This is a genomic window from Arenibacter algicola (assembly GCF_018860365.1).
Classification (GTDB): Bacteria; Bacteroidota; Bacteroidia; order Flavobacteriales; family Flavobacteriaceae; genus Arenibacter; species Arenibacter algicola_B.
The window spans coordinates 19,659-43,876 of sequence record NZ_JAHKPO010000023.1 but is presented as its reverse complement, the minus strand read 5'-3'; the positions used below and the strand labels follow the sequence as shown (position 1 = coordinate 43,876).

Here is a 24,218-nt window from a genome sequence, read left to right as displayed (position 1 = left end):
TTAATATTGTCTTCATTAGATATCATTTACTTTCTTATAGTCTGATTATCAATATTTTATGATTTTTTATTTTGTAGCAAATTGCATTTATTTTACCTTTAAAGGGCTATTTGTTGTACCTATGTTGTACCCAAATTTAGAATTAAATGATAAATGTCAAGACAGTTTTACGGAAAAAGAAACTCTCAACTGGAGCGTTTCCAATATGCCTCAGAATTACCAAAGATCGCCAAACAAAATATTTTAAAACTCTTTTTAATGCCACTGAAATTGAATGGGACTCCCAAGCAGGTAAGTTTAACAAACGAAATCAGAATTATCTACAAAACAACCGTTTGATAAATAAGTTCCAAGATAGGGCACTAAAAATTATTGGTGAACTTGAGTTAGAAAAGGACGATTATACCTTGGATGATATTGAAAAAAAATATCGTATCGAATCCAATCCTATAAAGACTAATGTGTTCGAGTTTTGGGGTGAAATAATAGAAGAAATGCTTTTGGCCGGAAGAACAGGGAATGCTCAAGTCAATAAAGACGCCCGACATATCGTTAAATTATTTCATAATTCACTAAAACTGACATTTAAGGAGGTTACTCCGGCTTTCCTGCAGAAATTTGAAGTCTTTTTAAGGTCTAGAGGAGGTACGGATGGTGGAATTGGTGTAAAAATGAGAGCTATTAGAGCACTTTACAACCTTGCAATTGAACGCAACCTTGTTAAGGAAGAGTTCTACCCATTCAAAACATATAAGGTTTCCAAATTGAAGGGTAAAAGTCCTAAAAAGGCATTGACTATAGAGCAAGTCAAGAAAATAGTTGACCTTGACTTGAGGAAATATCCTTCTTTCACCAATACCAAAAATTATTTTGTCTTTAGCTTTTATACAAGGGGAATGAACTTTACCGACATGATGAAGCTGGAATGGAAGGCAATTGATGACAACAATATTTTCTATACCCGTTCGAAAACCAAAGGAAATTTTATGATCAAGATATTACCTCCTGTTCGGGAAATTTTAGATTATTATCAAGAAAATTCCTTGGGAACGAAATATGTATTCCCCATTCTGTTAAAGGATGAATTAACCCCATTACAACTCGAAAATAGAAAGCACAAAACCCTTCAACGTTACAATAAAGAACTAAAAGAAATTGCAAAAATCTGTGGAATAGATAAACCTTTGAGCAGTTACGTTGCACGACATAGTTATGCCAACTGCTTAAAGCAAAAAGGAGTTGCTACCGATGTTATCAGTGAATCTATGGGGCATCAAAATTTGGCAGTTACACAGGCTTATTTAAAAGAATTAGATAACTCAGTTTTGGACAAGGCAAGTGAATTGCTGCTCTAATAATTTCCACGTTCTAAATTATCTACCGGGTATTATTTTCAAAGTTTAGACCTCCTTATTTAAATCCATTCCAAAAAGAAGTAGGAAAACTCCGTTCATTTTACCATCAAGGGTTTTGCGCAGAATGGCGAAGGCCTTGGTCATATGTGCTTCAACAGATTTTATGGAAACATCTAAATATTCAGCAATTTCTACATTATTAAGGCCATCTTGCTTGCTCAATAAAAATACTTGTCTGCATTTTGGAGGGAGACTTTCAATTTCTCTTCTTACCATGGCTATTAGTTTTTCCAAGGAATTTTCATCTTCTTCTTCCTCAATTTCAGTTAATGCATCGATATTTTTCTTATCCAGCGGAACAACAAATTTTATACCTCTATTTTGATTGACAAATTCGTTATAAACGGATCTGTACAAATAACTTTTAACAGCAAAGTCATCTTTGAGCTTTAACCGCATCCTCCAAACGTTGATAAACACGTTTTGGACAATATCTTTAGCTAAAGCCCTGTCGTTGATTAACCCGTAGGCATAAGAACAGAGCATATTATGATAGTTATCGACTAAAAAGGAGTAAGCTTTGGAATCTCCCCTTTTAATACCACGTATTAGTTCAGTATTGGTCATTGGATATACATAATGGATTTGTGTATTTAGAAATATCGGCCATATATTATTGCCAAAATAAAAAAAAAGTTAGCAAAAAGTTAGGGTTCTGAAAATTTATTGTGTTATAGTATTATAAATGGGCAAAAATGATTTCCAATAAAATACAGAGATTAATAACGCTATATGTGACCAAACAAGCTTCGGGTATAGAATTGGATGAACTGGAATTATGGCTCGAAAACTCCAAGAATTATACGAAGTTTAAAAAATATGTAAAAGTTAACTACCTAATCGACCTAACTATGGATTTGTTCGATTCCGAAGATTCAAAAAAAGAATTACTTGATTTAATTAAGAAGGAAAAAAGTGTCAACAGAAGATATACTTTTTTTTATAGAATGAAATTTGCCGCAGCAGTAGCTCTGGTTATAGGAATGGCATATACTTTTTTAAATGGACATTTTACTAAAAGCCCAGAAATGATTTTACCGGAGAATAGCATTACCCTGCAACTGGAAAATGGAAATATTGAGGTGCTCCATGAAGATGGAAACTCTAAAATAGTGGATGCAAAGGGCAATATAATCGGAAATCAAAATGGAAAACAATTACGTTATGACATTAATACCAAAATGGAAAAGTTGGTATACAATACTTTAACTGTGCCCCATGGAAAACATTTTAAAGTTCAATTGTCCGATGGGACAAATGTGCATTTAAATGCAGGGACATCTTTAAGATATCCTGTGAAATTTCTGCAGAATAATAATAGGGAAGTATTTATAAGTGGGGAAGCATTTTTTGAGGTATATCCTGATAAGGAACATCCATTCATTGTTAATGCCGATAGTTTAAATATTGAAGTATTGGGGACCGAGTTCAATGTATCTGCCTATCCTGAAGATTTGACTACGGATGTTGTTTTGGTCGAAGGGTCAGTGGGCATGTATATGAATAATAAATCTTTAAAGGAAGGTTTGTTGATAAAACCAGGCACAAAAGGTTCGCTTAATAGAAATTTGGAAACCTTAACGTCCAAATTAGTGGATACTTCTATATATACCATGTGGATGGATGGTGATTTGGTATTCAGAAATATGCCATTCAAAAATATTACCCGGAAACTAGAGCGAAACTTTAATATAACTATAATAATTAAAAATTATCAACTTAACGACGAAGTATTTAACGCCACTTTTAAAAATGGAGCAACCATTCAAAGTATTTTAAAATCCTTCAAGAACAGCTTTGGTATAGACTATACCATAAAGGATGGTACAGTATACATTAATTAACCTTTAAAACGACCTATATGCAATAAAATCAATTTAAAATTTTGCGAAGAGAATATCACTCAATTGTTCTTTTAAGAATAAAAAACCGGAAGATGCTCCAACATCTCCCGGAAGTTATAAGTGATCAACCAACTAGATTAGTCATTCACTATTTTAACACATTAAAAATATGAAAAAACTTCATGATGGGAAAGGTAGTTACCTGCCTTTTGTCAAAATTGATTTAAAAATGAAATTAACTTTCCTCCTAACATTTGTATCCTTTATAGGCATGTTTGCAAATTCGGGATATTCCCAATCACTCTCTTTGGAGGTCGAGAACATGACCATAGATAATGTAATCAATAAAATTGAGCTAACTTCAAATTATACATTTGTTTATAATACAAAATTTGTTGATTTACAACGTAGAGTATCCTTAAAAATAAAAGATGCTTCCATTTACGAGGTACTTGATCAAATGTTCAATGGTGCAAAACCTAAAACATCATTTCAGGTAATTGATACCGAAGTCTTTTTGAATGAAGAGAACGCTATAGGAGTAAATTCCAAAACAACCGATAACACCAAGAAACAGGTTATTCAAGTTACCGGTTCCATAAAGGATGCAAACAATCAACCCTTACCAGGGGCCAATATTGTTGAAAAAGGAACAACTAATGGAGTAACGGCAGATTTTGATGGGAATTTTACCATCGACCTTAGAGATGGAAACGCCACTTTGGTAATCTCCTACATAGGTTTTTCGCCTAAAGAAGTTGAAGTTAAGGGCCAAACAATTATAAATATTGTACTTCAAGAAAATACTGCAGATTTGGACGAAGTCGTGGTCGTTGGTTATGGCACCCAGAGAAAATCGCGCGTGGTAAGTGCCGTAGATCAAATAGGAGAAAATGCCTTTGAGGGCCGTTCTTCGGTAAATACCACCCAAGCTCTTCAAGGGCAATCACCTAGTTTAACTATACAACAGCGCAACTCTGAACCTGGTGCTGCCTTGAACATGAACATACGTGGTATAAGCACCCTGGGAAACAACAGCCCATTAATTGTTATAGACGGTATTGTAGGGGGTGATATAAACACTTTGAACCCTACCGATATCGAAAGCGTGTCCGTATTGAAAGATGCAGGAAGTGCCGCCATCTATGGATCCAGAGCCAGTAACGGCGTAATATTGATTACAACAAAAAAAGGGAGAAAAAATAGTGCCATAACCCTGCAATACAACGGCTTGGTAGGATACAACTCCCCAAATTTCTTCACCCAACCCGTAGCAGGGTATGAAAATGCAATTCTAAGAAATGAGGCGGCGTTCAATTCGGATGCTACCTCGGCCATATTTACCTCGGAACAAATTCAACAATTCAGAAAAAATGGAGACGAAGAATGGTTTGCCGAAGAAATAGTTAAAGACGCCCTCCAACAAAACCACAATCTTTCAGTCTCCGGTGGAAATGAAAACTCTACCTATATGGTTTCGATCGGATATGTAAACCAATCAAGTAATTTCGTAGGGCCGCCAAAGGGTATGGAACGGTACAACTACAGGATTAACCTTACCAACGAATACGGGCGGTTCAAATTTATTTCGAACCTAGCCTACTCCAAACAAAAGATCAGTGATCATTCATCGAGCACCAGCACCTTAATGGTGGATGCCTTTCGAGTTCCTTTATACTACAAACAAGTGGACGAGAATGGCCAGTATTTGACCAATGACGTGCTTCAAGAGTTTAATTCTCTAGGGATCTTAGACGCCGGCGGATTTAGAAAATATGACAACGACGATGTCTTTGGCAACCTTTCCGCCGAGTACAAACTAACAGACGATTTTATCGTCAGGGGAGTATTCGGGGGGCGTTTGAATTCCAATACACTCTTTGCCAGAACAAAACGCGTAGATTTTTCCCCAAAAGGAGTCTATGGGGCCAATAGAAATACCAACGATGAACAAAGAAAAAGTTTGGACCTAAATACTCAGTTAATGCTGGAATATTCCAAGACCGTTAACGATCGACATTATCTGGATTTCTTGGCCGGTGTTTCCAACGAGAACCATCAGGATAGGGGAATTGGCCTGTTTAAACGTTTTACCGACCCGGATTTGGGAACGCCTATTACGGATACAGAGATCGATGACAATTCCTATAACTCCAACCAAAGTTCTTCTAAAAATAGTTTAAACTCCGTCTTTGGAAGGGCTTCCTACAATTTTGACGAAAAGTACTTTTTAGAGGCCAGCCTTAGGTATGACGGCTCGTCGAAATTTAAAAAAGGCCTGCGATGGGGGTTCTTTCCTTCCGTTTCCCTAGGGTATAGGGTTTCTGACGAACAATTCATGCAGAATTTCAAAGAGAACATGGGGAGCCTAAAACTAAGGGCCTCCTACGGAATTCTTGGAAACCAAAACGTAGGTAATTATCAATATCAGACTACCTATTTTACTTTTCAGAACGCCTACGGATTTAACAATTCTGGAGTTAGTGGTACTGGATACAATTTTGCTAATCCCGATATACAATGGGAAAGGGCCGCTACTTTAAACATAGGCGCCGATATGGATTTATTCGAAAATAAATTGACCCTCTCCTTGGATTATTTTGACAAGGTTACTTCCGATATTTTGGTTCCCCCTGCCGTACCAGGTGTATATGGCACCAATCTGCCCGATTTTAATGCCGGAAAAGTGGGCAACCGAGGATGGGAAATAAGTGCCACCTACAAACATTATGGTGAACAATTTAAACACCGCATAAATGTCTCCCTAGGCGATACCCAAAACAAGGTACTGGATTTTCAGGGGGAAGAAAGGCTTAATGGCGTGGAAGAGCTGCAACTGCTATTGCGCGAAGGACAACCTTACAACTCGTACGTAGGATTAAAAAGAGATGGTATTTTTCAAAGCATGGAAGAGATTGAAGGCGCCGCCGTTCCTGAAGGGCTTTCGGTTGTGCCAGGAGACAATCGTTATGTAGACCTCAACCAGGATGGCGTAATTAACGATGACGACAAGTTCATATTTGGTAATCCTTTTCCCCGTTACACCTATGGGTTAACCTACAATTTAAGCGTAAACAATATAGATTTTAGTCTATTCCTCCAAGGAGTGGGAAAAAGGACCATGATGGTACGTGGAGAATTGGTAGAACCCTTCCACTTTAATTACGGGGCAACAATGTACGTCCACCAATTGGATTATTGGACTCCACAAAATACCGATGCAAAATATCCGCGTTTGGCGAATGCAGGATCCCAATCCAATACCAATAATTTTAGAAGGGGATCAGATATGTATCTGTACGACGGGGCCTACCTAAGGTTAAAAAACGTTCAGATCGGATACTCCTTGCCTCAAAAGGTTGCGGAGAATTTAGGGATGAAGGGATATCGATTTTATGTGTCCGGGCAAAATTTACTAACGCTTTCCAATATCAAATTCGTAGATCCCGAACTTTCGGAGTTCAATAGCAACCTGGGGCCATCCGGAGCCAATAGTGGAAGGGCCTATCCTACCCTAGCCTACTACGGACTAGGTATAGACATCACTTTTTAATTTTATAGAAATGAGAAATAAATATATACATATATTCAGCAGGTTTTTTGGCCTTATCATATTGCTCGTAAGTTGCGAAGAATTGGAATTGGCCCCTGAAAACCAATTTACCGACCTCAACTACTGGACCAGTTCCAGTAAAGCGCAGACCGTTTTGAATACGGCATACTCTCAAATGCATAATAGCACTTATTTCTTTTATAACGAGGGCATTTCAGACAACGCCTATAACGGACGTGGGGATACCGCTGGGGCCGCTTCCTTGGCAGCAGGTATTTATGACCCTTCATTAACCAGGCTGCAAGAAGAATGGGACGATAGATATGCCGGCATCAAGTCTTGTAATCTCCTACTCGAAAACATTGATCGTGTAGAAGATATGGATGATGCCAAACGAAATAGGATGAAAGCGGAAGCCCGATTTATAAGGGCCTTTCAGCATTTTCAATTAATGACATGGTTCGGAGATATTCCCTTGGTATCGGTAGACCTATCCCTTGAAGAAGCACAGACCTTGAGGCGAACTCCCCGTGCAGAAGTGCTGAAGTTTGTGTTGGACGAACTGGAAGAAATAGTGGCCATCCTTCCCACCAAAGCGGAGTATAGCGTGCAAGAGAGAGGAAAAATAACCAATGGTGCAGCCATCGCATTAAAGGCAAGAGCCCATTTATTCGAAGGCCACTGGCAAGAGGTTGTATCTGCCTGCGAAAGTTTAATAAATACCGATGCCAATGGAGCATATGCCCTTTACCCTTCTTATGAAGGACTGTTCCTTCCCGAGAACGAATACAATTCAGAAGATATCCTAAGTCTACAATATGTCCCCGAATTTAGAATGTGGGGCGACTTTTTTGATATGGCCCCTTTATCTGCGGGCGCAAGATTGAACGCCTTGGCACCTACCCAGGAACTGGTAGACAGCTATATAATGTTGAATGGAAAAGCAATCAACGAAACTGGTTCTACCTATAATGAAGTTGAGCCATATTTCAATAGGGACCCAAGATTAACAAGCACTATTGTGTACCATGGATATGATTGGAAGGAAGCTGGAGGGAGTTCACGTACCATATATATTGAACCCGGATCTTCGCCAGACAATCCCGTGGACGAGTATGCCCCAGGATCTTCCTCTACCCCTACTGGGTATTACACTCGTAAATATTTTGACCCTACACATAGGACCGCCTTGGCTTCGGGACTTAACTTAATACTTTTTCGTTATGCCGATATTCTCTTGATGTATGCAGAGGCAAAAAACGAACTTGGTGAAATGGATGCCACTATTTGGGATAAGACCATAAAAGCCTTAAGGCAACGAGCTGGATTTACAGATGCCCCTGCGCTTAATTTTAATGGTTCTTTGAACCAAGTAAGCTTAAGACAGATCATACGAAATGAACGTCGGGTAGAGTTGGCTATGGAAGGCCTTCGGATTTTTGATATCCGCCGATGGCACATAGCGGAAGATGTACTTAACGGATGGGCACATGGGGCAAAATTTGCACCAGCCTCTCCCGATGGGGGATATATCAGGGCCAACTTTAGAACATTTGATCCGAACAAACATTACTTGTGGCCTATACCTAGGGACGAGCGTCTCATTAACTCCAACCTTTCCCAAAATCCAGGATGGTAATCCTAAATAGAAAAAAATCGAATCAAAAAAATATCATAATTATGAAAACAATATATACTAAACTATTGGCAATGTTCATCTTATTATTTCTTGTGGGTTGTGACAAGGATGATGATACAATAAAAAACACCAACATCTCCCAAGTTGAGGCTCTCTACGCTCCGGAAAACAACAAATTTCTTAATCTTGGAGCCCAAAGTTCCGCCCTTTTTGAGTGGCAGTCGGCAAAAGCGGAGGACAATGGAGTAGTGCTCTACGATGTAGCCTTTGATGTAGAAGGGGGAGATTTTTCTAAGCCTATTTATGTATTGCCTTCAGATGGCAAGGGATTTCAAAGAACATTGACCATGTCCTTTACAGCCCTGAACAAAATAGCCGAAATGGCCGGTATCCCATCCAAAAGTTCAGGGAAACTTCAATGGACAGTTTGGTCCTCCAAAGGCCTTGATATTAAAAAATCATCTGTTATCAATACCTTAGTAGTGGAACGACCAGGAGGATTTCCGACTCCTGATGAACTTTTCCTAACAGGAACGGCTACAGAAGGCGGTAATGACTTGTCCAATGCCATTCCATTAAAGAAGACTGGGCCCACCACCTATGAACTTTATACATCCCTAAAACCAGGAGAATATCAGTTTATATCCAGTAAAACAGGAAATGGGGAAACTTTCTTTATTAACAGTTCCAATTTGGAATCGGGAGGGTCTACCACCTACACCGATGATGAAAAAGTATACCGTATTAGAATTGATTTTAGCGATGGTTCCACCACTACCTCAGAAATAGTAAAAATAGAACTTTGGTTTCCCCCATTAGGATCTTACCTATTCAATTTGCCATATATAGGTAACGGTACCTGGCGAGCTGCAAATAAACTTATTGAATTTAAAGAGGAATCTTGGGGAAGGGACGAGAGGTATAAATTCAAGTTTACCGTCCGCAATAGCACTGGTGAAACGGACGAATGGTACGGAAGCATCAACGGTGACAACCAAAGACCCAATGACAATACTGCAGAAGCCTATTGGTATATGGTCCCCGTTACCGATGACTACTGGTCCAACTCCTTCAAGTTTAATGGAGGTGTGGACAATCAAAACGCGGATATAGATATCATATTCAATGCCGCGGTACCAGAGTACACACATAAGGTAACTGTATTATAAAGATATACAAATGCCCTTGGGACTCCCCAAGGGCTTAAATCAGAACAAAATGAAGAAACATATTAATATGCTTCCATTTATCGGGAGCTGTTTTACAATACTCGTGTTGGCGGGAGCCTGTACCAATGATGAAGCTGTTCCACTTCGGGAGCCAATTGCTGGGGAGGGCGAAAAATTTACATTTACTTGGGAAGAAACCGCAGATTCCATTCAGAATAAGGTTTATAGTACTTATTTGGGTTCGGAGGGCACCTTTAATGAAAATAACACTGGAAGCTCCAATTTTCATTACTGGCCCAACGCCCATGCGTTGCACTATTTGGTGGATGGATACAGCAGAACTGGTACAGATTCCTACATCTCCAAAATGAAGGCATTGGTACGAGGAATCAAAAACAAAAATGGAGGAACCTACTCTAACGTGTTCAATGACGATATGCTATGGTTAGGCAATGCTACCGTTCGCGCTTTCGAGGCCACCAATGACCAAGAGTACAAGGAGGTAGCAGAATTTTTATGGAAAGACGTTATTGCAAGTCATAGCGATGTCTTTGGTGGTGGTATTACTTGGAAAAAGGATACTCCCAAACAAAAAAATGCCGTATCAAACGGACCGGCCATAATATTGGCGATGCGTTTATACGCCTTAGATGGAGATTCTGACTATCTGGATTGGGCCAAACAACTTTACCAATGGCAAAAAAACACCCTAGTAGACCCAGTAAGTGGCCTGGTTTGGGATAATATATCAGAAGAAAATGGCGAGGTAACCATTAATAAGGAATGGATATTTACCTACAATATAGGCACTTGGATCGGTTCGGGCATACGATTGTTCCAAGCTACAGGAGATCAAGTATATTTGGATGATGCCCTTAAGTCCGCAAGGTCCATGATAAAAAGCCCGAAACTAACAACCGAAGGCCTTATGCGGGACGAAGGCCAGGGAGACGGGGGATTATTTAAAGGAATATTGGTACGCTATTTTACCGAATTAATCCAATTATCAGACCTTAATTCCGCTGACCGCAAGACCTTTGTAGATTTCTTAAGATACAATGCTGCAACCTTGTACAGTAAAGGTATTAAAAGGCCGCAAATGCTCACGGGTCCCAACTGGGGTAAAATGCCAGATGGCAATGTTGATTTAACCACGCAATTAAGTGGTGCCATGCTTATAGAAGCCGCAGCAATATTAAAAAGCAATAAAATATTCGAATAAATATTGGTTGAGTTAGTTAGTTTTTTAGGAAAGCCCCCTTCCTAGGGCTTTCTTAAATTTAATGATCCTCCAAATATGAATAATGGCACCTAGGGTTTTATAATTTAAAGGGACCCCCCCGGTAAAATATAAACGAAAGACACAAAATACACCGTTAAATTCTTCGAGGTAGCCATTTTAATGAAATTCAATACTAATGAAAAATAAATTACAACATCTAATTTTGGCCCTGCTCGCAATACCATTTTTGGTATCCTGTAATGATTACAATAAAATCGAAAACACTGATAAAAACGAATCTTTTGTCAATAATCCGGTAGATTATGTAAATCCTTTTTTGGGCACCGCCCCGCTTACAGATCCCAATTTCATAGGATATACCCCCCCTAAAGATTGGCGTGTTTGGGCTGGATTAACCTTTCCTGGATCCTCCTTGCCCAATGCTATGGTACAGGCAAGTCCAATTACCGAATACGGTTCCGGCGCCGGGTATGAGTATGAAGACACAGAAATATTGGGGTTTACGCATACCAATAAGGGGCATTGGAACCTGTGCAATATTCCCATTTTACCCCTGAACCAAAATGCGCTGCCGCCATTTAAATCTTCCTTTGACCATAGGAACGAAAAAGCATCACCTGCTTATTACGAGGTTTTTTTAACCGACTATGATATTCAGGTAAAACTAACCACTACATTACGTGCAGCCATTCATGAGTACCAGTTTCAAGATAACGTACAAAGAAAAATCCTCTTGGATTTGGGAAGGGCGAACAATAAGGTTGCATCGTGGAAAATTGAAAGAATAGCGAACAACATACTAGCTGGTGTACAAGATATGGGACGCGATAAGGTTTATTTTTTCGCAAGGCTGAACCAGGACATTACTTCTCTGGAAATTAATAACGAAAAACAACCTGAGGGATATGCTATTGCAACCCTAGCCGATGGCTATGGCCCAATAATTTTAAAAATAGGACTCTCCTATGTGAGTATAGACAATGCTAGGGAGAATTTACAAAAGGAGGTCGGCGAAAAATCTTTTGGGGATATCCTTGAAGAAGGCCGGGAAACCTGGAATAAGTTCCTATCTCAAATTCAAGTGAAGGGTGGAACACAAAAAGAAAAGGAACTCTTTTATTCTTCGCTTTACCGCTCCTTTTTATGGCCTGCACTGCGCAGTGATACCAACGGAGAATTTGCGGATGCCAAAGGAGCTATCCGTCAGGAAAATTTTAACTATTATACCATTCCTTCATTATGGGATACCTATCGCAATAAATTGGTTCTGCTGGGAATGCTAAGTCCCGAAGTTACCACGGACGTAATTAAATCCTTAATGGATATAGGGGACCTAACAGGTTTTGTTCCAACCTTTTTTCACGGCGATCATGCAAACCCATTTATTGTAGGATCTTATTTCAGGGGGATTCAAAATTTCGATATCGAAAAAGCCTATCAATTGTTGCTCAACAATGCTTACAAGGAAGATGAAAAGAACCAAGCCGGGAGGACCTACCTATCAGAATATCTCAAAAAAGGATATATTTCCGATCCTGACATTCAAAATCCCCATGTAGAAACAAAGGGAAGGGCAGGTGTTTCCAAGACCTTGGAATATGCCTATGACGATTATGCCCTATCTTTATTAGCTAGGGAACTAAAAGACGAAGAACGTTTTAAAGACTTATCAAAAAGAGCAAAAAACTATAAAAACGTATTTGACACTAAAACACATTTTATGCGTGGCAGGCTAGAGAATGGGGATTGGATAAAGCCTTTTAATCCGCAATATCCCTATTATGAATACATGTACAGAGAAGCCAACGCGTGGCAGGTTTCCTTTTTTGCGCCCCATGATATGGCGGGACTTATAGACCTGTATGGAGGTAAGGATAAGTTCGAGGAAAAACTGGATTCCCTTTTTACCCTTCCTTGGAATCCAAATTATATTGCCAGAAATGTTTCCAGCTTTATAGGCCAATATTGCCAGGGCAACCAACCCGACCATGAAGCTCCGTTTTCTTATTATTTTATAGACAAACCTGAAAAATCGCAGAAAATATTGGACATCATTCTAAAGAATTATTATGGCGTTGGCGAGGAAGGAATTGCACTTTCGGGAATGGACGATGCCGGAGAAATGTCAGCATGGTACGTATTTGTTGCTTCTGGCCTTTACCCCCTTTCGCCGGCTGATACAGACTTTTTGGTGACAATACCTGTTTTTGACGAAATTAAATGGGAATTAAATAAAGGCAATAAAGTTTTAATAAAAAATGATGGGAATTCGAGACAATTGAATTCCATAAGGATAAATGGGGAAAAGTTGAACAACTATTTTCTATCACATGATATCTTCAAACAAGGGGGGAACGTTGACATTGAGACCAAAAGATAATCTTTAAGCTTAAAGACATTGCTATTGGGTGATTTGATTTATTTTCAAAACAATCCTACTAGTCTAAATTAAAAATGAAAATCCGCAAATATATGTTTTGCTGAAGTATACAAATAAATGCAGTTTAAAATTTGGTCAGGCCAAGATTCATTATCATATATACATAATAGGATATGCTGAACAAATGTAATTACTAATGATTACATTTTTAACCATTCCCAAATCTAAACACCATATTTTACGCATAGATTTAGATAAGTTTTTATAGGATACGGGAGGATAAGCGCAAAGCCAAAATAGATTAGGGTCCCAGGAGTCTTCCTTTTTGGTTAAAGGCGTCTTAGCCTCCTACATTTATAAAAATGCTGATAAAATACGGGTGTATTAATTATACATTTCATGCTATAGGGAATAGGGTATCTATCTCCCAATAAAATATCATTAAAAGAGGAAATACAGATCTTTACCAATTAATTTATAGTTCCATAGTCCATTCCGATTTCAATGTAATAATTTCGATAATGTAACTTTTCCAAGATTTAATTTAAGCTAGCTTTAAGAATACAAGTGTTAATTAGAATTCTAATATCATCATACCTCTTACCGAAGTGCTCATTTATTTAATCACATATCTATAACAGCCATTACAGGAATGAGATAATAATTATGTCATCGATTTGTACCTCGATAAAAGTCATTGAATTATACCTTAGCTTTTAAAAATTGTGCCTAGTTTTCAAATCTTACTTCCTATTCCTATAAAGACAGTAGATAATACAATTATCAATAAACCGACCCATAGGGTGCCAATTGTTCTAGTAGAAACACCTTTCCACTCTCCAAAAGAAAGCCCCCATAAGGTACTAAATAGCAGAATAAAGGCTATGTGAATGGTCCAGCTTGCAAATTCAAATTCCTTGCTGAGAAAGGTTGTTCCCATTCCATAAAAGAAAAACTGAAAATACCAGGTTATTCCTCCTGTAATTGCCAATAGGTAATTTCTAGTCTTATTTTTAAGGTTTTTGTTAGTAAAATCCCCAAATGACCTGTTTTTAATGCTCAGCGCAATCGTCCAGACAAAGTTTGTAACGAACCCTCCCCAGAGAATCCAGACCAAAGACGCACTATTTTGATATATATCCTTGGTTCCTAAATTTAACGCCACGTCGGCAATTGGCTTTCCTGCCTGAAGTCCAAAAGCAAAACATGCACTCAATACCCCTGAAATAATTGCAATTATAGCCCCTTTTTTAAGGTTAAACTCTGCGATGGTTTCTTTTTTTTGGTCTACACTAAGTTCATTTTCCTTAAAGACGCCTGCCATACCTGTTACCGCAATCCCCAGGATACAGATTGCTATGCCAATTAAGGTTAGGATTCCTCCTTTCGTTTGCATAAGTTCATGAAAGCGGCCATCGTAAATGGGTGGAATCAATGTTCCGAAAACGGCCGTGAAGCCAAGTGCGACTGCCATGCCCAAGGACATTCCCAAATACCTCATAGACAAACCAAATGTAAGGCCCCCCACTCCCCAAAGTAGTCCAAATAAAATAGTGTACAATTTAGCATTAAACGGTGCCACATGGAATACCTCCATAAGGCTGGGCGTAGTCAAGTAGGCCATGAGAAGAGGGGACAATATCCAAGCGGCTGCACCTAAAACAAGCCATGAGGATTCCCAGCTCCACTTTTTAATAAGTTTAAAGGGCAAATAAAAACTACCAGCGGCGAACCCACCAATGGCATGAAATATTAATCCTAAAAACGTACCCATGCTTATATTTTTAATTTTTGGTTTACAAATGTATTTCTTGAAAATACTAAAACATCTAATTTATTTATCCAAAATCTTTCTAAGGAAAGCATTTAAGCAGCTTCAAAATTATGCTTTAACACAATTTTCGCCTTTTCCAATTCTTCATAGTTAAATGAATCAGCTTCTGAAGCCAAGACCGCTTGTTCCAATTCCCATACATTCTTGGCTCCTGATAATACTGTGGAAATCCCTTTCTGGTCAAGCACCCAACGTAATGCTGCTTGGGGTAGATTATTGATATCCTTCCGTTTTAAAAAGCCAAATGCTTTTGCTTGATGTATTCTAGAAAGCAATTCTTCTCTGGTATATCTGGAATTCAAAGTGCCTTTGGGAAATTTAGTTGTTTCGGTGAAAGAACCGGATAAAAATCCATTGGCAAGACATTCCCTGGCAAAAACCCCTATTTCCAATGACTGCAAATCGGCTATCAACTTTTCGGATTCCCTGTTCATTAAACTCAATACAACCTGTATTACATCAATCTTATTTTCACGGGCCCATTGTTTGGCCAAATTTTCAGTTTGGGATAATTGGGAAATAGAATGACCAATAAAACGTACTTTACCTTTCCTTTTTACCTGCTCTATACCCTCCCATACATCTTCATGTATCTCATTAGGGGAAAATGGTGAATGAAAGAAGAGCACATCTATATAATCTGTTTGCAAACGTTTTAAACTTTCATCTACAGAAGCTATAATTCTGGACTTATAAAATTGTGGATCCCCATTTTCTATTGTTGGGTTTCTACCAAACTTTGAAGAGACAATTACGCTTTGTCTTTTCCCTTTTAAGGCTTTTCCCAAAACTATTTCCGCTACGCCATCCTGCTGGTGCGTACCATACTGTGGTGCCGTATCAAAAAGATTGACACCCATATCCAGTCCTGCATGTATGGTGTTTATCGCATCAGTTTCGATAACGCCGCCATATACATTATTACCAAAGGCCCAAGTACCCAAACTAATTTCACTTATCTCCAGTCCCGTCCTTCCCAAAGTCCTAAACTTCATAATTAACTATATTTCACCATTAATAATCTTAGTTGTGCACTAGCCTTATTGATAAAGGCATTTGCTATTCTTTCTCCGTGCAATGCGGAAGCAAGTTTAGGGTCTTCCCCAGAGACTGCATCCATTTCTAAGGTAATTGCCCTCTCCCTGGGCAGTGCCGCCAAATCTACCGTTTCACTGGCATAATACAACTGTAGAGATGTCTCGCCGAGACCCGAATGATTTGCTTTAAGAAGTTCATCTGGTAGGATTTCAAACTCTGCAAGGGCCCAACAATATTTATCGCTTTGCTTTTCATTAAATTCTTGAGCTACAGTCTTTAAAATTTGGAGATGCGGCTCCCCAGCATGCCCCGATAGCAAAACAATGAGCTTAAAATCCTGTTCGGCAAGTTGATCTAAATATTCCTGACAGATCATACGTACCAATTTTTCAGAAAACTCTATGGAATGTTTTTTAAAACTAACACCTGGAAATGATTTGATAAGGTTAGCTGATAAGTCGACCACCGGCATAACCAAGCCCCCTGTTTTTTTTGCAAGGTCCATACAAAGGTGTTGCGATTTAATACTGTCCAATCCAATAGGGTTATGGTTGCCATGATATTCAAGAGCACCCCACGGCAAAAATGCGATCGGGGCCTCCATTAAAATATTATCAATTTGCATTGGGCGTAGTTCATTATATAGGCCCCACTTGGGTACTACAGTCATAAATCCCATTTTTTATGGTATACCAAAGGATTTTGCGCTTCAGAATTTAGGACATCCCCTATTTTAAGGCTTTCAAAATAATTATCGGGAAGCACATTTTGTTTGCCATTGAACAAGGAGCCGTCTGGCATAAATGCGCACGTCATTGCCTTTCTTGAAAACGGGGTCATATTCACTCCCGCTCCGTGTATAGTAAGTCCATTATGAACGGTGCAACTCCCTGCCTTTAATATTGCCGGTACGGCCTCCAAGGATCTCAATTTAGGATATGTCTTAAATACATCATCCATATTGACCCCTATACCCGGTTCACTAAAATCAGTTTCCTGGTTTGATCCTGGCAAAAAATACATACATCCATTCTGAAGGGTTACATCTTCCAAAGCTACCCATATACTCAGCGCTTCCCTGTGATCAAAGGACCAAAATGGTGTGTCCAAATGCCAAGCGGTGGGATTACCCCATGGTTGTTTTACCAAGGATTGGTCATGCCATATACGCATGCCATCCACTTGGGCCAATTTAGTTACCATTTCCCCAATCCTTTTATCCAATATTAGGTCTTTAACCGCTTTGTCTGTCATCCATAGATTGATAATTTGATCGAAAACCTTGCCGAAATATTCAGCATTTTCGTTTATACCATCAGATTCTCCGGTTTTTATTTCGGAATGTGGGAATTTCTTTCCTTTCCTGTCCTTAACTGCACTATCAATGGTCGCTTTCCAATTTGCCGTTTCAACAGGTGTTAAAAAATCATTTACGATCAAAAAACCGTTGGTACGATAGGTTGCAATCTGTTCATTGGTTAATTTGTAATTCATTATACAAGTATTTTATACATTTTTAGGATTCATACAGGACCTTATAGGAGCATATCAAGTCATAAGCCTAAATAAAGCCTTGAAACTGTTGAATTCAAAAATATTATGGAGTATGCTATAAACCCTTAAACAAATACTAGAATTATTTGTACTTTTTGACAAATATTAAGTAATTAATTACTTTTGACGAGATAGAATTGATAAATTGTCATCTAAGAGGATATTTCATTTCGAAATTCGCATTTTCCTCCAATAGTGATTATAATATACAGCTAGCTATGCTTAATAACTTTTTCAAATATTTAAATATTACCTCTTTTGAGCACCGATGGGGGAATTATGTTACCACTGTCGGATACTCAAAGGTTAATCCTAATGACCAATACCCCAATGAACAACACCCTAAGAGTCATGATTTAACCTGGAACAGAGGGCGCATCCTAAATGACTACTACATTGTTTATATCTCCCGAGGAAAAGGAATTTATAAATCCGGGCTAACAGAGCCTACCAAAGTCGTTGCGGGGAATTGTTTTTTTTTATTTCCAGGGGTAAGACACGGATACAAACCTGATCCGAAATTGGGCTGGGAAGAATTTTGGGTAGGTTTTAACGGCATACAGATACAACATTTGATGAATGAAGGAATTTTCAATACCTCCAAACCTATTATAGATTTGGGATATGATACCGAAATTCTAACGCTTTTCAATAAACTTATAGAAACGGTAGGGGCATCACTTGCAGGTTATCCCCAACAAATATCAGGGATTACCATGCAAATACTGGGGCTGATCAATACTAAGGCCAAATACAATATTCAAACCAATAACCCCGATGAAAAGTTAATTGCAAAAGCTAAATATATAATGCAGGAGTCATTTGAAAATAATATTAATATGGAAGTGCTTTCGGAAGAATTGCCGCTAGGATATTCGTCGTTCCGTAAAAAGTTTAAGCAAATAACTGGGCTGTCCCCCAACCAATACTTAATAAACTTGAGGTTGGAAAGGGCCAAATACCTATTGGTGATGACCAATTTAAATGTTAGTGAAATTAGTCATCAAATCGGTTTCGATAACATCTTCTACTTTTCCAAACTATTTAAAAAAAAATATGATATCTCACCCAAAAATTATAGACTAATGCATATTGGCTAGTTAAAATTTTCAATGTTGACCAATAGAATCTAGATTTAAACTAACATAGTGGAAAAGTTCCCGCATTTGAATTTTATAACGCTTTTATCCTATGTGGACAAAATTGGAATTTGGTTTTTTACCAAAGCACCCAACCCAATCATAAAGGAGTAAATAAGGGGTACTATTTATATTTTCCAATTACACAATTCTTACCTCAGAACGACATCTAAATTTGAGTTTCAACAACCTTTGATATCCATGTAATATGTAATTTCCAAGGATTTTTATGTCCAAAATTTATAATTATCGAATTATTCTACATAGGAAGTTCTCAATTTTAATATCCAAACGAAAACCCCTTTAAAAATATTAATTAGTTAAATAATCTAATTGTTAATTATGTATTTGACAATATTTGCCAAAAAGTACAAAGAATAGTCGATTTTGTAAAAGTATAATTCCCTGACTTCAATATAATTTTACCGTAATAAATATTCAGCTGATACCTAAAACGGTGACATCTGATTGATCGAAATTATATTTTTAGTTTAACCAATAAACCACATAATGAAAAAAAGAAAAATCTTAAAGTTTTGTAATTTATTTTTGATGTTGTTTCTGTACCTGCCTTTTTATGCACAGGAAGAAGTAAAAGTTACTGGTAACATTACAGCTCTGGAGGACGGAGAACCCCTACCCGGCGTAACGGTAGTTGTTAAAGGAACTTCGAACGGGACCACTACCGATTTTGATGGAAATTATTCAATTATTACCGAACCAAATGCTATCCTCGTATTCACTTTTTTAGGATTTGAAAGAAAGGAAGAAATTGTAGGCGGACGATTCCTAATAAATGTTGCTATGAACGAAGATGTTTCCCAATTAAGTGAGGTGGTAGTAGTTGGATATGGGACACAAAATAAACGGGACGTAACAGGTGCTATGGCCCAAATAGATGCCGAAAAATTATCAGAGATACCCGTACCAAGTGTAGCACAACAACTACAAGGAAGATTGGCTGGAGTACAAATAAATGAGAATTCCGGTGAGCCAGGGGGTGCTATGACATTTCGTATTAGGGGAGCTGCATCAATCAATGCTGGGAATTCACCATTAATTGTTATTGATGGATTTCCAACAACAAGTGGCTTAGAGGCTTTAAGTCCCAATGAAATAGAATCCATTTCGGTATTAAAGGACGCCTCAGCTTCTTCATTATATGGATCTAGAGCGGCTAATGGCGTTATCTTGATAACAACAAAACAAGCAAAGCAAGGGCAAAAATCCATTGAATTTAGTTCATATGTGGGTGTTCAGACAGTATCTGAAAAAGGGAGGCCGGATTTAATGAATGCACGAGAATTTGCACAGTTTAAAAAGGAGTATTACGAAGATGCTGCACTATATGAAGGGTATACGGGTGGTGTCCCTGAAGAATATGCCAATCCCGAGCAATATGGCCCCAATGACGGTACAGACTGGTTTGATGTACTTCTTAGAGATGCAATGACCCAGAATTATAACCTGACCATGTATACTGGAGCAAAAGATTTAAAATCTGTAATAAATCTCGGTTATAATAATGAAGAGGGAGTGATATTAAATTCGTATTCGAACCGATATACAGCGAGAGCCAACAATATATATGATGCTTCGGACAAATTGAAGATTGGGGTCAACTTATCTGTATCACATATTCGAAATCAGGTAATCCCAGGTATTGGAAACGGACGGAATATACTTGCGAATGCCTTCAATATGGATCCCACGATTGAATATAAGAATGAAGATGGTACTTATCCAATTGCCTTTTCCAGGCCTGGGATGTTTCCCAATCCAAACTACTATCTTGTAGTAACACAGAGGAAAAATCCTAGAAAGGAAACTACAGTTCTGGCCAATTTGTTTGGTGAATACGAGGTTATAGACGGCCTCAAATATAAACTAAGTATCAATGCCAATACCCGAAATGGAATAAGTAGGTCGTTTACCCCATCAACAGCTCGTGGAGGTTTAGGTAGCGCCCCTCCGCAACCAGCTATAGGAAGTTATGGAACCGATAACTTCCAAAATTGGTTGGTTGAAAATACGTTGAATTACCAAAAAACCATAAATAAAAAGCACAATCTTGAGGCTTTGGCCGGATACACAGCACAAAATTTTTATTTTGAAAACAGCTCCATCAATGCCTCAGAATTCCCTGATGATAATATAGAATGGATAAATGTAGCCACTACAAGAATTGGAAATGCCGGTACAAGTGAGTCATCATTATTGTCTTATTTGGGGCGTCTTAATTATAATTATGATAGCAAGTACTTAATTTCCTTAGCTTTTAGAAGGGATGGGTCATCAAGATTTGGGTCTAACACCAAATGGGGTAACTTTCCTTCTATCTCAGCAGGTTGGGTAATCTCGGATGAAAACTTTTTAAAAGGTATTGAAGATATTCAACTTTTAAAATTAAGGGCCAGTTATGGGAAGGTAGGAAATAACAATATTGGAGATTATACCTACTTGGCTTCACTTAACAACAACAACTATGTGTTGGGCGGTCAAGTAGTTGCAGGTCGGTCTTTAAATGGTATAGGCAATTCAAATTTAACTTGGGAAACCACGACCAGTTATAACGTTGGATTGGATCTTGACCTTTTTGGTGGCCGCATTTCCTTTACTTATGACTACTATTGGAAAAAAACTGATGGACTATTATATGGCATTGATATTCCAATTCAATCTGGATTTAATAATATAACTTCCAACATTGGTGAATTCAATTTTTGGGGTCATGAGTTTTCGGCAGCTACAAGGAATTTAGTTGGGAAATTGAAATGGGATACGAATTTTAATATATCGTTCGATAGAAATAAGGTAATTAAACTTGGAACAAACGATGCTCCAATTGGTGGATACAATTTGTATTGGGACGACAACCGTACTGCTGTTGGTAACCCCATAGGGCTGTTTTATGGATATATCAATACAGGTGTATATATGACCCAAGAAGAGTTTGATACCCAGCCCCATGGTGCAACTTCAATGGTCGGAACGGCAAGGTTCCAGGATATAAGCGGTCCCGATGGTGTCCCTGATGGTATCATCGATTCCAATGACAGAACATATATAGGCGATCCAAATCCAGATTTTATTTACGGTATGACCAACAGTTTTAGTTATGGAGATTTTGATTTGAGTATTGTTACTGCTGGTACGGTAGGGAACGATATTGCAGATGACCACTATCAATCATCAGAGAATTTTGATGCGGTCTTTAACGTGCGTAAAGGATATGCAGATCGCTGGAGATCCCTTGAAAACCCTGGAAGCGGATATTATCCAAGAACAAGGGCAGGCACAACTGCTGATTATCGCAATTTCACCAATAGACAAGTTTTTAAGGGCACCTACCTTGCTGTAAAGAACATTACATTGGGATATAATATTCCATTGCCAGACAATAAGTTTATGAAAAGCGCTAGGGTGAATTTTAGTGCACAAAATCCATTTATTTTCACCAAATACCCAGGAATGAACCCAGAGGTAGGTATTGCTGGATTAAATGGCTTAAATCAAGGGCGTGATTTTACTTCTTACCCTATTTCGAAGATTTATACATTGGGTTTAAATTTTACTTTCTAAGCATACAATAGACAATAATTTAAAAAATTACGTAATGAAAAATAGAATTATCTACATATTTACAATTTTCCTAAGTCTAAGTGCCTGTAGTGATGATTTTTTGGACCTAGCGCCGGAAACATCAATAAGTTCCGCTTCGTTTTTTGAAAATGAAGATCAATTTAATCAGGCATTGATTGGCGCCTATTCCAATTTAAGGGGTGTTGCCTTTATGGGGATTTATATGGATGAAATGCGGTCAGACAACACATTTTTTACCCGTTATGCAGCAGATAGGGGCTCAGAGGCGAGTGTAGAAGCAATTGCGACATTTCAGGATGACAGCTTTACAAGTTCACAACCAAATAGTGCAGGGAATAGATATGGCAACGCGTATCAAGGAATTGCCAAAGCCAATACTATTTTAAGTCAATTGGAAGCAAATAAAATTGAAATGGATAAGGCTAGCATGGATGCGATAACAGGAGAAGCATTGTTTCTTAGGGCATTTTATTATTTTGACCTTGTAACACATTTTGGAGGTGTTCCTTTACAGCTAGAAGAGGTAACAACCGAAAAAGACGCTTTTCTTCCCAAAAATTCTGTAGAAGATGTTTATGGTCAAATTATCAACGACCTAGTAACTGCGATCCCAAAACTATCTGTACCTACAACATTTCCTCAATCTGGCAGAGCAACCAAGGGAGCGGCAAAAATGTTATTGGCTTATGCGTATATGTCAAAACCAACCAAGGATTACGCAGCGGCAGAAACCGAACTTCGTGATATTACAAAAATGAGCTATGCATTGCTAGACAATTATGGGGATGTTTTTGATCCTGCTCAAAAAAACAACCAAGAGTCCATATTTGAAGTTCAGTATAAATCTGGAAATGAAGGGCAGCACAGTGATTTTATTTGGAGATTCATCCCCAAAACAACTAATTCAGAGGTTATTCTGGGCTTACGTGGAACCAATCTTAGAGGTGGTATCACGAGCGGCGGTTGGAATGTTCCTACACAAGAATTGGTAGATTCATATGAAACAGGAGATTTAAGATTGCCGGCATCCATCGCTGTAGCAGAAGGAACACTAGACGGTGAGGCTTTTACCACAGAATCTGTCTTGAGCCCAGTAGGCTATACTCCTGCGCCAGACAAAGTAAATTATTATTTCATTAAAAAATACCTTCATCCTCCATATGCGGTGGAATGGAATACAGATGACAATTGGCCCGTATACAGATATTCTGGAGCCCTATTGTTATTGGCTGAAAGCCTAGTTCAACAAAATAGGGCTTCAGAGGCATTGCCATATATCAATGAAGTTCGGGATAGGGCGGGACTTGATGATTTAACAGCGGTTACTATTGAAGATGTGGCACTAGAAATGAGACATGAGTTGGCGTTCGAAAACCATCGCTGGTTGGATTTAATCCGATTTGGCAAAGCAATCGAAACAATGACAGCAGAGGGAGATAGGTTGAAAGCGATAAATGGTTGGCTTCTACCTACTTCGTTCAATATTACAGAAAATAGATTGATCTATGCCATCCCGGATAGAGAAATTCAAATAAATAATAATTTAACGCAAAACATAGGGTATTAAATATTTCATCAATAATTATCAGTTGTCTATTCCTTGGGCTACACATCGCTTTGTATTAAAATGTAAATCTAATTATCCAACAATTAGTAAGTACTGGCCATGCCATAATATGTACAAAAGTATCAGAAAATAACATTAAATGGTAAAACCGTTTGGGAGAATGGTGAGGTTATTGATTCTTATAAAACAATATATTTCAAAAAAAGACAATTACAGTATTTTGGATTTACGCAGTGGTAA

Annotated in this window: 15 protein-coding genes; 10 read left to right on the top strand and 5 right to left on the bottom strand. The window is 38.2% G+C overall.

All coding sequences use genetic code 11. From position 1 onward, the window contains the following. Window positions 1-146: 146 nt before the first annotated feature. Window positions 147-1,355 carry a site-specific integrase gene (locus KO529_RS18065; RefSeq protein WP_215949271.1) on the top strand — a complete coding sequence of 403 codons (1,209 nt, stop codon included), beginning with the start codon at window positions 147-149 and terminating at the stop codon, window positions 1,353-1,355. Window positions 1,356-1,400: 45 nt separating this feature from the next. Here KO529_RS18065 and KO529_RS18060 read toward each other — a convergent pair whose 3' ends face one another. After that, window positions 1,401-1,982 carry an RNA polymerase sigma factor gene (locus tag KO529_RS18060; protein WP_215949270.1) on the bottom strand — a complete coding sequence of 194 codons (582 nt, stop codon included), beginning with the start codon at window positions 1,980-1,982 and terminating at the stop codon, window positions 1,401-1,403. Between the two features lie 128 nt (window positions 1,983-2,110). On the opposite strand from KO529_RS18060, the gene KO529_RS18055 reads away from it, so the two are divergent. The 6 genes from KO529_RS18055 to KO529_RS18030 all read left to right on the top strand — a co-directional run bounded on the left by KO529_RS18055 (window position 2,111) and on the right by KO529_RS18030 (window position 13,243). Continuing rightward, window positions 2,111-3,259 (top strand): FecR family protein, encoded by a 1,149-nt coding sequence (locus KO529_RS18055; protein ID WP_215949269.1) that lies wholly within the window; start codon window positions 2,111-2,113, stop codon window positions 3,257-3,259. Window positions 3,260-3,428: 169 nt separating this feature from the next. Then, entirely contained in the window at window positions 3,429-6,812 is a 3,384-nt protein-coding gene (locus KO529_RS18050; protein ID WP_215949268.1) for a SusC/RagA family TonB-linked outer membrane protein, read from the top strand. 10 nt (window positions 6,813-6,822) lie between these two features. Then, window positions 6,823-8,451, top strand: coding sequence for a RagB/SusD family nutrient uptake outer membrane protein (locus KO529_RS18045; RefSeq protein ID WP_215949267.1), 1,629 nt, complete (start codon window positions 6,823-6,825; stop codon window positions 8,449-8,451). Between the two features lie 41 nt (window positions 8,452-8,492). Then, window positions 8,493-9,620: a SusE domain-containing protein gene (locus KO529_RS18040; protein ID WP_215949266.1), complete on the top strand. Its 1,128-nt coding sequence runs from the start codon at window positions 8,493-8,495 to the stop codon at window positions 9,618-9,620. Between the two features lie 49 nt (window positions 9,621-9,669). Continuing rightward, window positions 9,670-10,842, top strand: a complete 1,173-nt coding sequence (locus KO529_RS18035; RefSeq protein WP_215949265.1) for a glycoside hydrolase family 76 protein — start codon at window positions 9,670-9,672, stop codon at window positions 10,840-10,842. 196 nt (window positions 10,843-11,038) lie between these two features. Continuing rightward, window positions 11,039-13,243, top strand: coding sequence for a GH92 family glycosyl hydrolase (locus KO529_RS18030; RefSeq protein ID WP_215949264.1), 2,205 nt, complete (start codon window positions 11,039-11,041; stop codon window positions 13,241-13,243). Between the two features lie 736 nt (window positions 13,244-13,979). On the opposite strand, the gene KO529_RS18025 is transcribed toward KO529_RS18030, so the two are convergent. From KO529_RS18025 to KO529_RS18010, 4 genes are all read right to left on the bottom strand, one after another. Then, window positions 13,980-15,017: an L-rhamnose/proton symporter RhaT gene (locus KO529_RS18025; protein ID WP_215949263.1), complete on the bottom strand. Its 1,038-nt coding sequence runs from the start codon at window positions 15,015-15,017 to the stop codon at window positions 13,980-13,982. 92 nt (window positions 15,018-15,109) lie between these two features. Next, window positions 15,110-16,072: an aldo/keto reductase gene (locus tag KO529_RS18020; protein ID WP_215949262.1), complete on the bottom strand. Its 963-nt coding sequence runs from the start codon at window positions 16,070-16,072 to the stop codon at window positions 15,110-15,112. A 2-nt stretch (window positions 16,073-16,074) separates the two neighbouring features. After that, entirely contained in the window at window positions 16,075-16,785 is a 711-nt protein-coding gene (locus KO529_RS18015; protein WP_215949261.1) for a creatininase family protein, read from the bottom strand. After that, on the bottom strand, window positions 16,782-17,609 hold the full coding sequence (locus KO529_RS18010; RefSeq protein ID WP_215949260.1) for a phytanoyl-CoA dioxygenase family protein: 828 nt from the start codon (window positions 17,607-17,609) through the stop codon (window positions 16,782-16,784). The genes KO529_RS18015 and KO529_RS18010 overlap by 4 nt, the downstream gene beginning before the upstream one ends. 278 nt (window positions 17,610-17,887) lie before the next feature. Between KO529_RS18010 and KO529_RS18005 the strand changes: the two genes are divergently transcribed. From KO529_RS18005 to KO529_RS17995, 3 genes are all read left to right on the top strand, one after another. After that, entirely contained in the window at window positions 17,888-18,769 is an 882-nt protein-coding gene (locus KO529_RS18005; RefSeq protein ID WP_215949259.1) for an AraC family transcriptional regulator, read from the top strand. Window positions 18,770-19,318: 549 nt separating this feature from the next. Continuing rightward, window positions 19,319-22,390: a SusC/RagA family TonB-linked outer membrane protein gene (locus KO529_RS18000; RefSeq protein ID WP_215949258.1), complete on the top strand. Its 3,072-nt coding sequence runs from the start codon at window positions 19,319-19,321 to the stop codon at window positions 22,388-22,390. Between the two features lie 34 nt (window positions 22,391-22,424). After that, the gene (locus KO529_RS17995) at window positions 22,425-23,978 is read left to right on the top strand and encodes a RagB/SusD family nutrient uptake outer membrane protein (protein WP_215949257.1); all 1,554 of its coding nucleotides are present in this window, start codon (window positions 22,425-22,427) and stop codon (window positions 23,976-23,978) included. The last annotated feature ends 240 nt before the right edge of the window (window positions 23,979-24,218 follow it).

What these genes read in the sequence shown, in the direction of transcription:
- KO529_RS18065 (WP_215949271.1), top strand. Translation starts at nt 147, where the DNA reads ATGATAAATGTCAAGACAGTTTTACGGAAAAAGAAACTCTCAACTGGA.
- KO529_RS18060 (WP_215949270.1), bottom strand. Translation starts at nt 1,982, where the DNA reads ATGACCAATACTGAACTAATACGTGGTATTAAAAGGGGAGATTCCAAA.
- KO529_RS18055 (WP_215949269.1), top strand. Translation starts at nt 2,111, where the DNA reads ATGATTTCCAATAAAATACAGAGATTAATAACGCTATATGTGACCAAA.
- KO529_RS18050 (WP_215949268.1), top strand. Translation starts at nt 3,429, where the DNA reads ATGAAAAAACTTCATGATGGGAAAGGTAGTTACCTGCCTTTTGTCAAA.
- KO529_RS18045 (WP_215949267.1), top strand. Translation starts at nt 6,823, where the DNA reads ATGAGAAATAAATATATACATATATTCAGCAGGTTTTTTGGCCTTATC.
- KO529_RS18040 (WP_215949266.1), top strand. Translation starts at nt 8,493, where the DNA reads ATGAAAACAATATATACTAAACTATTGGCAATGTTCATCTTATTATTT.
- KO529_RS18035 (WP_215949265.1), top strand. Translation starts at nt 9,670, where the DNA reads ATGAAGAAACATATTAATATGCTTCCATTTATCGGGAGCTGTTTTACA.
- KO529_RS18030 (WP_215949264.1), top strand. Translation starts at nt 11,039, where the DNA reads ATGAAAAATAAATTACAACATCTAATTTTGGCCCTGCTCGCAATACCA.
- KO529_RS18025 (WP_215949263.1), bottom strand. Translation starts at nt 15,017, where the DNA reads ATGGGTACGTTTTTAGGATTAATATTTCATGCCATTGGTGGGTTCGCC.
- KO529_RS18020 (WP_215949262.1), bottom strand. Translation starts at nt 16,072, where the DNA reads ATGAAGTTTAGGACTTTGGGAAGGACGGGACTGGAGATAAGTGAAATT.
- KO529_RS18015 (WP_215949261.1), bottom strand. Translation starts at nt 16,785, where the DNA reads ATGACTGTAGTACCCAAGTGGGGCCTATATAATGAACTACGCCCAATG.
- KO529_RS18010 (WP_215949260.1), bottom strand. Translation starts at nt 17,609, where the DNA reads ATGAATTACAAATTAACCAATGAACAGATTGCAACCTATCGTACCAAC.
- KO529_RS18005 (WP_215949259.1), top strand. Translation starts at nt 17,888, where the DNA reads ATGCTTAATAACTTTTTCAAATATTTAAATATTACCTCTTTTGAGCAC.
- KO529_RS18000 (WP_215949258.1), top strand. Translation starts at nt 19,319, where the DNA reads ATGAAAAAAAGAAAAATCTTAAAGTTTTGTAATTTATTTTTGATGTTG.
- KO529_RS17995 (WP_215949257.1), top strand. Translation starts at nt 22,425, where the DNA reads ATGAAAAATAGAATTATCTACATATTTACAATTTTCCTAAGTCTAAGT.